The sequence below is a fragment of the Streptomyces sp. NPDC001549 genome (genome assembly GCF_042894025.1).
In the GTDB taxonomy this organism is placed as follows: Bacteria; Actinomycetota; Actinomycetes; order Streptomycetales; family Streptomycetaceae; genus Streptomyces; species Streptomyces kutzneri.
The window spans coordinates 355,508-366,379 of the sequence record NZ_JBIAVJ010000007.1 but is presented as its reverse complement, the minus strand read 5'-3'; the positions used below and the strand labels follow the sequence as shown (position 1 = coordinate 366,379).

Below are 10,872 nucleotides of genomic sequence, written 5' to 3'. Positions count from 1 at the left end.
TCCAGTGCGGCCCGCTCCTCGTCCGACAACGTCAACTCGGCCTTCGGCCGCCCCATCCCCGCCATAGACCAAGCCTACACATCTACACAGAATTCAAGACTCAGAAGACTAGGGGGTGTCTTGTCGATCGACAAGACACCCCCCAGGCCTCAGCAGTCCATCCGGGAACCGTCGGTCGCCGCCTCGGTGGACAGCGAGAACCAGATCCGGGAGCCGGGTCCGGCGGGGGCCGGGCCCGGGTCGATTCCGTAGAACGTGCGGAGGCCCTCCGGGGAATCGAAGGCGAGCGTGAGGCTCGGCCGCTCGCGCGATTCGAAGCAGAAGACGGTGAACCCGCGGGCCGCTCCCGAGTCGAGATCGTGCACTGGGCGCCATCCCGCCGCGGGTGCTTCCCGGGCGTAGTACTCCAGAACCTCCGCGCGGCTCCCGTCGTACGCGTACGTCCGCCGCGCGGTCAGCCAGGCGTCCCCGGTGTCGTCGGTGCAGTACGCCGTGGCTCCCGCCTCGCCGCCGACGGGCGTGGCCGGCGCCGGGCGCAGGGTCAGGGCGGGCAGCTGGTCGAGCCCGGCCAGGGCCGCGTCGGTGCCCTCACAGGTGGCGAAGGGCGGGATCAGGGAACAGCCGCTGAGCGACGCTCCGACCAACAGGGCCGCGGGCAGCAGCCGCAAACCGAGCATGTTCATGGCGGAAGACTAGGTGCCGCCGGGACCGGCGCGAACGGGCCCCCGCCTCGTACGGATCCCCCGGGTCCGTACGAGGCGAGGGCCCTTCAGGGCGTCGGCGCCGGCGTCGGCGTCGGGACGCCTGGGGAGCCACCGTTACGGGGCGACCTTCAGCAGCTTGTTCGCCGTGCCCGCCGACGGGTTGGTGACCGCCCCGGACGTGGCCGCCCCGGTCAGTGCCGCGGCTGCCTGCGCCGGAGTCGCGGACGGGTGCCCTGCCAGGTAGACCGCCGCGGCGCCGGCCGCGTGCGGGGCCGCCATGGACGTGCCGGAGATGGTCTTCGTCCCCGTGTCACTGTCGTTCCAGGTGGACGTGATGTCCGAGCCCGGCGCGTACAGGTCCACCACGGAGCCGAAGTTCGAGAACGAGGACTGCTCGTCGTCGATCGTGCTCGACGCCACCGTGATCGCCTCCGTGACCCGGGACGGCGAGCCCTGACCGGCGTCGGCCGATTCGTTGCCCGCCGCGACGGTGAAGGTGACGCCCGAGGCGACGGCCCGGCGCACCGCCTCGTCGAGGGCCTCGTCGGCGCCGCCGCCCAGGCTCATGTTGGCCACCGAGGCGCCCTTGTGGTTCTGCGTGACCCAGTCGATGCCCGCGACCACCTGCTCGGTGGTGCCGGAGCCGTTGTCGTCCAGCACCCGCACCGCGACGACCTTCGCCTTCTTGGCGACGCCGTGCGAGGTGCCCGCGATGGTGCCGGCCACGTGCGTGCCGTGGCCGTTGCCGTCGTCGGCGCTGTCGTCGTTGTCCACCGCGTCGAACCCGGACGTCGCACGCCCGCCGAAGTCCTTGTGGGTGGTGCGTACGCCGGTGTCGATGACGTAGGCCGTCACGCCCTCGCCGCCGCTGTCGGGGTAGGTGTACTTCTTGTCGCCCGCCTGCGCGGTCTGGTCGATCCGGTCCAGCCCCCATGAAGGCGGGTTGGTCTGGGTGGCGTTGATGGTGAACTTCTTGTTCTGCACGACCTTGCCGACGGCCGGGTCCGCGGCGAGCCGCTTCGCCTCGGTCTCGCTGAGGCCCGCGGCCGAGAAACCGTTGACCCCGGAGCCGTAGGAGCGCTTCAGCTCGCCACCGTACTTACGGGCGAGCTGTTCCTTGTTCGCGGATGCGTCGAGTATGACCACGTAACTCCCGCTGATCGCGCCGGGCGCGCCGAGGCCGTACACCGTGCCTTCGGGCGGTGTCGCCGCTCCCGCGAGGGGGGTGGCGAGCAGGGCCACCGCAGCCGCTGTGGCGGCTCCGGTGCCGACTGCCGCGTACCGGAAACCGCGCGAGCGCTTATGAGTTGCCATCTGGAGGGTTCTCCTCGTGTTGACGTTGGGGGCGTCAGACCTACTGGAGAACCCTGTTCCGATTGACAGGCGCAAATCAAGAACGCCTTGGGGTTACGGGGTTGTTCAACAAGGTTTCTTAAAGAGTCCCCCGCACCGCCTTCATCTCGCACACAGGTTCACGCGAACTCCCGCACGATTCCCACACGTTCACGGACGACCGGCCGCGTACTGCTTCAACTCCCGCCGCGCCAAAGACCGCTGGTGCACCTCGTCCGGCCCGTCGGCCAGCCGCAGGGTCCGCGCCGCCGCCCACAGTTCGGCCAGCGGGAAGTCCTGGCTCACCCCGCCCGCGCCGTGCAGCTGCACCGCATCGTCCAGGATCCGCACCACCGCCCGCGGGGTCGCGATCTTGATGGCCTGGATCTCGGTGTGCGCGCCCCGGTTGCCGACCGTGTCCATCAGCCAGGCCGTCTTCAGCACCAGCAGCCGCAGCTGCTCCACCGTCACCCGGGCATCGGCGATCCAGTTCTGTACGACTCCCTGGGCGGCCAGCGGCTTGCCGAAGGCGGTACGTTCCACCGCGCGCCGGCACATCAGCTCGATGGCCCGCTCCGCCATCCCGATCAGCCGCATGCAGTGGTGGATGCGGCCCGGGCCGAGCCGGGCCTGGGCGATGGCGAAGCCGGTGCCCTCCTCGCCGATCAGGTTCGCCGCCGGGACCCGGGCCCCGTCGAAGACCACCTCGGCGTGGCCGCCGTGGTCGTGGTCCTCGTACCCGTACACCGTCATGGCCCGGCGCACCTCGACCCCCGGGGTGTCGCGCGGCACCAGGACCATCGACTGCTGGCGGCGCGGATCGGCGCCTTCCGGGTCGGTCTTGCCCATCACGATGAAGATCCCGCAGTCCGGGTTCATCGCCCCGGAGATGAACCACTTGCGGCCGGTGACCACGTACTCGTCACCGTCGCGCTCGATGCGGGTCTCGATGTTCGTCGCGTCCGAGGAGGCCACCTCGGGCTCCGTCATCGCGAAGGCGGAGCGGATCTCCCCGGCCAGCAGGGGCTCCAGCCAGCGCTTCTTCTGCTCCTCGTTCCCGAACTGGGCGAGCAGCTCCATGTTCCCGGTGTCCGGGGCCGCGCAGTTGGTCGCCATCGGCGCCAGGTGCGGGCTGCGGCCGGTGATCTCGGCGAGCGGCGCGTACTGGAGGTTGGTCAGCCCCGCGCCGTGCTCCGCGTCCGGAAGGAAGAGGTTCCACAGGCCCTGGTGGCGCGCCTCGGCCTTCAGTTCACCGAAGACGGCCGGGGTGTCCCAGGGCGAGGCCAGCCGTGCGCGCTGCTCGGCGGCGACGGGCTCCGCCGGGTAGACGTACTCCTCCATGAACGCGAGCAGCCGCTCGCGGAGTTCCTCGGTCCGGGTGTCGAATGCGAAATCCATGGGTGAGTGCCTCAGCCTTCCTGGCGGTCCTGGAGCGTGGTCAGTCCGTGCTCGATGAACACCGGGACCAGCTCGCCGATCCGGTCGAAGCCCGCCCCGACGGTCTGCCCCAGCGTGTAGCGGTAGTGGATGCCCTCGAGGATCACGGCGAGCTTGAACCAGGCGAAGGCCGTGTACCAGGCGATGGCCCCGGTGTCCCGGCCCGAGCGGGCGGCGTACCGCTCGACGAGCTCGGCCGGCGCCGGATGGCCCGGCGCCCCGCTCGTCGTACTGACCGGCGATCCGGTCAGGCCCAGGTCCGAGCTGTACATCACCAGCAGCCCGAGGTCGGTCAGCGGATCCCCGAGCGTGGACATCTCCCAGTCCAGCACCGCCCGGATGGTGTCGTCCGGGCCGCCGATCAGGACGTTGTCGAGCCGGAAGTCCCCGTGCACCACGGTCGGGGCGGGGGAGTCGGGCAGCGTCCGGCCGAGCGCGCCGTGCAGCTCGTCGATCCCGGCGAGATCCCGGCCCCGCGAGGCCGCGAGCTGCTTGCCCCAGCGGCGCAGCTGCCGGTCCAGGAAGCCCTCGGGCCGGCCGAAGTCGCCCAGGCCCACCGCTTCCGGGTCCACCGCGTGGAGGTCGACCAGGGTGTCCACCAGGCCCAGCACCGCCCGCCGGGTCCGCTCCGGGCCGATCGCGGCGAGCTGCTCGGCCGTCCGGTACGGCACCCCGTCCACGAACTCCATGACGTAGAACGGCGCCCCGAGCACGGCCTCGTCCTCGCACAGGAGCAGTGGCTCGGGCACCGGCACGGCCGTGCCGTGCAGCGCCTCGATGACCCGGTGCTCGCGCCGCATGTCGTGCGCGGTGGCCAGTACGTGGCCCAGCGGCGGCCGGCGGACCACCCAGCGGGCGGTCCCGTCGGTGATCTCGTACGTGAGATTCGACCGGCCGCCCTCGATGAGCCGGCCGCGCAGCTCCCCGGCCACGAGTCCCGGCCGGGCCCGGTCGAGATGACCGCGCAGCCGCTCCAGATCCAGGCCGCGCGGGTCGGCCGGGGCTGAGGTCATGGTGCGCACCTCCGTGCGATTCGACGAGACGAGGGGAAGAGCGGCGGTGCCTCGGAGCACCGTCGCGAGCCATCATGCCGACCAGTCGGTATGTCGTCCAGAGTCCGGGCGGAAAGAAATCTCTCCGCCCGGCGGGATCCGACGGGATCCGGCGGGATCCGGCGGGATCCGGCGACGTCAGGCGTGGCAGAGGATCGGTGTTCCGCCGTTCATCACGGTCATGTCCGTCAGGACCGCCAGGATGTCCAGCGGCGCGCCCTCCGGCCGGCCGGCCAGCTCCGCGTACGCCCGGTGCACGTTCGCCACCATCCGCTCGCTCTCCCGCCAGGAGCCGAACTCGCCGAGATCGGCCTGCTGGGCCACCTCCAGCGGGGACAGCCCCTTCGCCCGGCCCTCCCGGGCGAGCTCGGCCACGTACCGCAGATAGCGCTCGGTGGAGTCGTAGGCCGAGGGGTCGGTCAGGGGTCCGTGGCCCGGTACGACGGTCTCCGCGTCCAGCGAACGCAGCAGCTCCAGCGCCCGCAGCGAGCCGGCGAGGGAGCCCATCGCCAGGAACGGCGTCCCCCCGGCGAAGATCAGGTCGCCGGTGAACACCACCCGCTGCCCGGGCAGCCACACGACCGAGTCCCCCGTGGTGTGCGCGACACCCGGGTGGATGACCTGGACCTCCGTCGCGCCGACGTGCAGGGTCACCCGGTCGCTGTAGGTGAGGTCGGGCGGGACGATGTCGATCGCGCCGAAGTCCGTGGCGGGCCAGATCAGCTCCAGCTGGTGCCCGGCCGCGAGCTGCTCGGACCGTGCGTTGTCGTGCCCGAGGATCAGCGCCTCGGGGGCGAAGACGCCGTTTCCGTACGTGTGGTCGCCGTGGTGGTGGGTGTTGACCACGGTGCGGGGGAGCGGCACCCCGGCCGCCACGACCGCGGCGCGCAGGGCCAGGGCCCGCCGCTCGGTGGCGGCCGTGTCCACGAGCAGGGTCCGGCCCCCGTCGGTCACGAATCCGGCGTTGTTGAGGCACCAGCCGCCGTCCGGCTGGACGTAGGCGTACACCCCCGGTGCGGGCTGGACGAGGTACGGCTCTTCGACGGACATCTGCGCTCTCCCCGGGTCGCTTCGACGAACGGTCGGCATCCTGCCAGCCGTTGCCGCGCCGGGGGAGGGCGGGTACCGCTCCGACCGGACCTTCAGCCGGTGTTCCGGCCGGTGGCCCGGCCGGTGATCCGGTCAGGAGCCAGGTCAGGGGTCAGGTCAGTGGTCGTCGTAGTGTCCGTCGTGCTCCGCGTGCCGGTGCCCGTCGTGCAGGTAGTCCACGTGGTCGCCGTGCCGGACCGTCTCGTGCCCGCAGTCCGCGCCGTGCGCGTGCGCGTGTCCGTCGTGCGTGGTGTGCCCGCTGGGCTCGCATTCGTCCCAGTGCCCCGAGTGCTCCCGGTGCAGATGGCCGTCGTGCGCGTAGTCGACGTGGTCGCCGTGCGAGACCGCCTGGTGCCCGCAGTCCGTGCCGTGCGTGTGCTGGTGCGTGGGGTGTTCGTGGTGCAGGGTCGTCATGGCGCCGAGGTTAGTGTGAATTGCCGGGTATCGCCCGTTATATCGCAGTGGCGCGGCGAAGCGCGATCATCACACCGGCCGGCGGCTCAGAGGATCACCGTCATCGCGAAGACCGCCAGCGCCACCGTGCACGCCACCACCGCCAGGGCCGCCTTCGGCGCGAGCTCCTGCGGCCGGCCGGCCGCCAGCGCCCGGATCCGCTGGTGGGCCACCCACAGGAACGCCAGCCAGATCAGCGCGATGGCCGCCGCCCCGGCCAGTTCCACCGGCGCGCCCGCCCCGCGCAACGCCTGCCGCAGCGCCAGTACCGCCACCACCGAGGAGGCCAGCGTCGTACGCCGCCACGCGAGCCGGGTCCGCTCGGGCTGCAGCCCGGCATCGCGGTCCGTGCCCGAGGTGCTCACCGCCCCGTCGTCCAGCCCAGCAGTACGACCACCACCATCGTCACCGCCACCAGCCCCACGCCCAGGCTCAGCAGCACCGGGAAGCGCGACAGCGGCAGATCCTCGCCCCGCCGCATCGCCCGCTCGCACCGCACCCAGTGGTTCACCGCCCGCAGCGCACAGGCCGCGCCCACCGCGAGGAGCGTGAAGGCCATCCCGACCCGCACCCCCCAGCGCAGGTCCGGGAGGAACTGGTCGACGGCGAAACCGCCGCCCACCAGGGCCAGCGAGGTCCGGATCCAGGCGAGGAAGGTCCGTTCGTTGGCCAGCGAGAAGCGGTAGTCCGGGGTCTCGCCCTCGTCCCTCAGCCGCGAGGGTGCGAACCAGAGGCGCACGTCCTTGACGAAGTCGATCACCCGATTAATCTACAAGCGGGATTCCGGATGCGCGCGCAGCCGCCGGTACGCCTCCAGCCCGTCCGGCACCCAGGCCCACTCCCCGCCGTCCACCCGCCGGTCCAGCTCCTCCTGGGTGAGGTACGTGTGCCAGTCGACCTCCGAGACCTGCGGGGCCACGGGCAGCTCGCACCGCACCTCGTACACGTACGACCACCAGGCCCCGCCCGGGCCCTCGTACAGGAACTTGAACAGCGGCGTCGGCTGCGCCAGCCCCCGCACCCCCAGCTCCTCCCCGGCCTCGCGCAGCGCGGCCTGCGCGTAGCTCTCGCCGGCGCCCAGCACCCCGCCCACGAACATGTCGTAGTGCGCGGGGAAGACCAGTTTCGAGGCGGTCCGCCGGTGTACGAAGATCCGCCCCTCCGCATCCCTGGCCTGCACGAACACACAGCGGTGGAGCAGCCCCCGGGCGTACACCTCGCCCCGCGGGGCCTGTCCGACGACCCGGTCGTCCCGGTCCACCACGTCCAGCACTTCGTCAGCGGCACTCATACAGGTCATCCAATCACCGCTGTTGACTGGTTACCGCTCCGTAGCCAAGGATCTGCCCCACCATCGACGGAGGACGGGTAACCGCATGACGTACGACGCAGACGTGATCGTGATCGGAGCCGGGCTCGCGGGGCTCGTGGCCACCGCCGAACTCGTCGACGCGGGCCGCAAGGTCATCCTGCTCGACCAGGAGCCGGAGCGGTCCATCGGCGGCCAGGCACACTGGTCCTTCGGCGGGCTGTTCTTCGTGGACTCGCCCGAACAGCGCCGGATGCGGATCAAGGACAGTCACGCGCTCGCCCTCCAGGACTGGCTGGGCACCGCCGGGTTCGACCGCGAGGAGGACGCCTGGCCGCGCCGCTGGGCCGAGGCCTACGTCGACTTCGCGGCCGGCGAGAAGCGCTCCTGGCTGCACGCCCAGGGCGTCCGCTTCTTCCCGGTGGTCGGATGGGCGGAGCGCGGCGGCTACGACGCCAACGGCCACGGGAACTCCGTACCCCGCTTCCACATCACCTGGGGCACCGGCCCCGGTCTGGTGGAGCCCTTCGAGCGGCGGGTGCGGGCCGGCGTGGCGCGCGGCCTGGTCCGGTTCGCGTTCCGCCACCGGGTCACCGGGCTCTCCGCCACGGCCGGCGCGGTGGACACCGTGACGGGCGAGATCCTGGAACCCTCCGACGCCGTACGCGGCACCGCCAGCAGCCGCGAGGCCACCGGCACCTTCACCCTGCGGGCCCAGGCCGTGATCGTCACCAGCGGCGGCATCGGCGGCAACCACGACCTCGTCCGCGCGCAGTGGCCCGCCCGGCTCGGCACCCCGCCGCAGCGGATGCTCTCCGGAGTCCCGGCGCACGTCGACGGTCTGATGCTCGGCATCGCGGAGCGGGCGGGCGCCAGCCACATCAACAAGGACCGGATGTGGCACTACACGGAGGGCATCCAGAACTGGGACCCGATCTGGGCCCGGCACGGCATCCGTATCCTGCCCGGCCCCTCCCCGCTGTGGCTGGACGCGACGGGCAAGCGGCTGCCCGTGCCGCTCTTCCCGGGCTTCGACACCCTCGGCACCCTCGACCACATCATGAAGACCGGCCACGACCACACCTGGTTCGTGCTCAACGAGCGCATCATCGGCAAGGAGTTCGCCCTCTCCGGCTCCGAGCAGAACCCGGACCTGACCGGCAAGTCGATCCGCGACGTCCTCACCCGCGCGCGCCAGGCCGTACCCGCCCCGGTCCGGGCCTTCATGGACAACGGCGCCGACTTCGTCGTCGAGCGGGACCTGTCGGCCCTGGTCCGCGGGATGAACGCGGTCACCAAGGAGGACCTCCTCGACGAGGCCACCGTCCGGGGCGAGATCGTGGCGCGCGACCGGGAGATCGCCAACCCCTTCACCAAGGATCTGCAGGTCACCGCCATCCACGGCGCCCGCAGATACCTCGGCGACAAGCTGATCCGCACGGCCGCCCCGCACCGGATCCTGGACCCCAAGGCCGGTCCGCTGATCGCGGTACGGCTGTCGATCCTGACCCGCAAGTCCCTGGGCGGCCTGGAGACCGACCTCTCCTCACGCGTCCTGACCGCGTCCGGCGAACCCCTGCCGGGCGTCTACGCGGCGGGCGAGGCGGCCGGGTTCGGCGGTGGCGGGGTGCACGGGTACCGGGCCCTGGAGGGCACCTTCCTCGGCGGGTGCATCTTCTCGGGCCGGGCGGCGGGCCGCGCCGCGGCCCGGGCCGTCGGCTGACGTCCCCCGACGCTGCTGTGCCGGCCCGCGAGGCCTGACGGCGTCCGCCAGGTCCCGCCCGTCAGGTCCCGCCCGCCAGGTCTGGCGGGCGCCGTCAGGCCAGCCGTTCGGTGACCCGGAACCGTTCCGCGACGACGAGGGTGTCGTCGTCGACCGTGAACCCCGGGTCACCGATCGCTGCGCGTACCGGCTCGCTGTGCCAGAACTCCTCGTGCGCCGTACGCCATTCGGCCACCGACGTGTACCCCTCGCCCTCGTCGAGCGCGTGCTGCAGCCCGATGTCCCCGAGCCGCAGCACCTCCACGGCGGTCACCTCCACCACCGCCACCCCGCGCTCCGCGGAATCCACCAGCAGGGACCGGGCGCCCGCCTGTGGCAGCGGCTCGGCCTCGTACTCCGCGAGCAGGCCGGTGGTGCTGGTCTTCGCCCCGCTCAGTACGGCCGCGACCAGCTGGTCGCGCAGCGGACCGGGGAACCCCAGCAGATACGGGGGAAGATCGTCGTAGGTGATCACGCGGCCACCCTACGAGATGGCGCGGACACCCACAGATCCGGCCACTCCGCCTCAACTCGCACCACCGTCAGAGCAGTTGAAACCCGCCACGCAGTGGACTGGACCTTGACGCGGAGCTGGGCGTACCGCTTTGCTGTGCGTGATCACCGACGCGCTCACCGTCGCGATCCCCCGACCCACCCGGCCGAAACCCTCGCGTGCGCCTTGCGCGGGTACTCCGGCCACCGCACCCCTCGTCCGCCCGCGTCCTGGAGGGAAACCCGCGGATGTCCCCGCCTCCGCCGCCCCTCGGCCGCGCCCGCAAGCGGGAGGCCCAGCTCTTCGACCCGGCCCTGTGCGACGCCGAACTCGTCGACGTACGCTCCCAGTTCACCCAGGGCCGGTGGGCCCGGGCCCGTGCCCTCCTCGTCGGTACCGGCGACGACTGGGACCGTCGCGGCCACCGCGTCGTCGTCCTCGCGCAGACCCCGGCGGCGACCGCCTGGGCCCGTGAGTGGCTGCTCGCCGAACCGGAGAGCGCCGACGCCGCCACCCTGCTCGCCTGCGCCGCCGTCTTCACCGCCCTGCGCCAGAAGGGCACCCCGGCCGCGGCCGAGGAGGCCTGCCGCCGGGCCGCCGCCCTGCACCCGGCGGACCCGACGCCCTGGCTCGGGCTGCTCCTCCTCTCCCGCGCCTTCGGCAGCGAGGAGGAGTTCAGCCGACACTTCGACCAGGTCCGGGCCCGCCACCGCGAGCACCACCACGCCCATCACCTGATGGTCGCCAGGCTGGCCGAACGCACCCTCGGCTCCGGCCAGGACCCGCTCCACGAGGTCTACGACTTCGCGTCCTGGGCCGCCGAGGAGTCCCCGGCCGACTCCCCGCTCGCCGTGCTCCCCGTCGTCGCGCACGCCGAGCGGTACCGGGTGCTGGCCGCCACGCACGGGCACTCGCCCGAGTCGGCCGCCGCCCACTGGGCGGGCCGCCGCGCCCGCCAGGTCCTGCGCTCCGCCTTCGACTGGTGGCTGGAGTGGGAGCGCGAGGACCACCCCCGCAACCGCGTCGACCTGAACTTCCTCGCCCACGCCAAACTCTGCGAGGGCCGCCCCGCCGAGGCCGCAGCCCTCTTCCACCGCATCGGCAGCCATGCCACCCGCGCCCCCTGGTCCTATCCGGACCGGGACCCGCAGAAGGCCTTCCTCGCCGCCCGCGGCGTCGCACTCGGCACCGCATGACCGCACGGCCTGACCGCACCGCCTGACCCCTGACCGCACGGCCTG

At 72.3% G+C, this 10,872-nt stretch carries 12 protein-coding genes; 2 read left to right on the top strand and 10 right to left on the bottom strand.

Annotated features, from left to right (window positions below; genetic code table 11):
* Nucleotides 1–149: 149 nt before the first annotated feature.
* The 9 genes from ACFY04_RS15705 to ACFY04_RS15665 form a co-directional block, all read right to left on the bottom strand.
* The gene (locus ACFY04_RS15705) at nt 150–683 is read right to left on the bottom strand and encodes a hypothetical protein (protein WP_389116972.1); all 534 of its coding nucleotides are present in this window, start codon (nt 681–683) and stop codon (nt 150–152) included.
* 135 nt (nt 684–818) lie between these two features.
* Nucleotides 819–2,018 (bottom strand): S8 family serine peptidase, encoded by a 1,200-nt coding sequence (locus ACFY04_RS15700; RefSeq protein ID WP_389116971.1) that lies wholly within the window; start codon nt 2,016–2,018, stop codon nt 819–821.
* A 189-nt stretch (nt 2,019–2,207) separates the two neighbouring features.
* Nucleotides 2,208–3,434, bottom strand: a complete 1,227-nt coding sequence (locus ACFY04_RS15695) for an acyl-CoA dehydrogenase family protein (RefSeq protein WP_389116970.1) — start codon at nt 3,432–3,434, stop codon at nt 2,208–2,210.
* An 11-nt stretch (nt 3,435–3,445) separates the two neighbouring features.
* Complete coding sequence (locus ACFY04_RS15690) at nt 3,446–4,486, bottom strand: phosphotransferase family protein (RefSeq protein ID WP_389116969.1); 1,041 nt, start codon at nt 4,484–4,486, stop codon at nt 3,446–3,448.
* Between the two features lie 177 nt (nt 4,487–4,663).
* Nucleotides 4,664–5,575 carry an MBL fold metallo-hydrolase gene (locus tag ACFY04_RS15685; protein WP_389116967.1) on the bottom strand — a complete coding sequence of 304 codons (912 nt, stop codon included), beginning with the start codon at nt 5,573–5,575 and terminating at the stop codon, nt 4,664–4,666.
* Nucleotides 5,576–5,731: 156 nt separating this feature from the next.
* A complete protein-coding gene (locus ACFY04_RS15680) occupies nt 5,732–6,028 on the bottom strand; it encodes a hypothetical protein (protein ID WP_373041352.1) in 297 nt (98 codons plus the stop codon).
* 86 nt (nt 6,029–6,114) lie between these two features.
* Nucleotides 6,115–6,432, bottom strand: coding sequence for a DUF202 domain-containing protein (locus tag ACFY04_RS15675; protein WP_389116966.1), 318 nt, complete (start codon nt 6,430–6,432; stop codon nt 6,115–6,117).
* Nucleotides 6,429–6,827 carry a YidH family protein gene (locus tag ACFY04_RS15670; protein WP_030012404.1) on the bottom strand — a complete coding sequence of 133 codons (399 nt, stop codon included), beginning with the start codon at nt 6,825–6,827 and terminating at the stop codon, nt 6,429–6,431. Before ACFY04_RS15670 ends, ACFY04_RS15675 begins: the two co-directional genes overlap by 4 nt.
* A gap of 9 nt (nt 6,828–6,836) precedes the next feature.
* On the bottom strand, nt 6,837–7,358 hold the full coding sequence (locus ACFY04_RS15665) for an NUDIX domain-containing protein (RefSeq protein ID WP_389116963.1): 522 nt from the start codon (nt 7,356–7,358) through the stop codon (nt 6,837–6,839).
* Between the two features lie 85 nt (nt 7,359–7,443).
* Here ACFY04_RS15665 and ACFY04_RS15660 point away from each other — a divergent pair, with 85 nt between their 5' ends.
* Complete coding sequence (locus tag ACFY04_RS15660; protein ID WP_389116962.1) at nt 7,444–9,099, top strand: FAD-binding dehydrogenase; 1,656 nt, start codon at nt 7,444–7,446, stop codon at nt 9,097–9,099.
* A 94-nt stretch (nt 9,100–9,193) separates the two neighbouring features.
* On the opposite strand, the gene ACFY04_RS15655 is transcribed toward ACFY04_RS15660, so the two are convergent.
* On the bottom strand, nt 9,194–9,613 hold the full coding sequence (locus ACFY04_RS15655; RefSeq protein WP_389116961.1) for an ASCH domain-containing protein: 420 nt from the start codon (nt 9,611–9,613) through the stop codon (nt 9,194–9,196).
* A 266-nt stretch (nt 9,614–9,879) separates the two neighbouring features.
* Between ACFY04_RS15655 and ACFY04_RS15650 the strand changes: the two genes are divergently transcribed.
* A complete protein-coding gene (locus ACFY04_RS15650; RefSeq protein WP_389116959.1) occupies nt 9,880–10,827 on the top strand; it encodes a hypothetical protein in 948 nt (315 codons plus the stop codon).
* Nucleotides 10,828–10,872 lie beyond the last annotated feature (45 nt).

Coding starts and splice junctions, on each gene's coding strand:
- ACFY04_RS15705 (WP_389116972.1), bottom strand. CDS start 683: ATGAACATGCTCGGTTTGCGGCTGCTGCCCGCGGCCCTGTTGGTCGGA.
- ACFY04_RS15700 (WP_389116971.1), bottom strand. CDS start 2,018: ATGGCAACTCATAAGCGCTCGCGCGGTTTCCGGTACGCGGCAGTCGGC.
- ACFY04_RS15695 (WP_389116970.1), bottom strand. CDS start 3,434: ATGGATTTCGCATTCGACACCCGGACCGAGGAACTCCGCGAGCGGCTG.
- ACFY04_RS15690 (WP_389116969.1), bottom strand. CDS start 4,486: ATGACCTCAGCCCCGGCCGACCCGCGCGGCCTGGATCTGGAGCGGCTG.
- ACFY04_RS15685 (WP_389116967.1), bottom strand. CDS start 5,575: ATGTCCGTCGAAGAGCCGTACCTCGTCCAGCCCGCACCGGGGGTGTAC.
- ACFY04_RS15680 (WP_373041352.1), bottom strand. CDS start 6,028: ATGACGACCCTGCACCACGAACACCCCACGCACCAGCACACGCACGGC.
- ACFY04_RS15665 (WP_389116963.1), bottom strand. CDS start 7,358: ATGAGTGCCGCTGACGAAGTGCTGGACGTGGTGGACCGGGACGACCGG.
- ACFY04_RS15660 (WP_389116962.1), top strand. CDS start 7,444: ATGACGTACGACGCAGACGTGATCGTGATCGGAGCCGGGCTCGCGGGG.
- ACFY04_RS15650 (WP_389116959.1), top strand. CDS start 9,880: ATGTCCCCGCCTCCGCCGCCCCTCGGCCGCGCCCGCAAGCGGGAGGCC.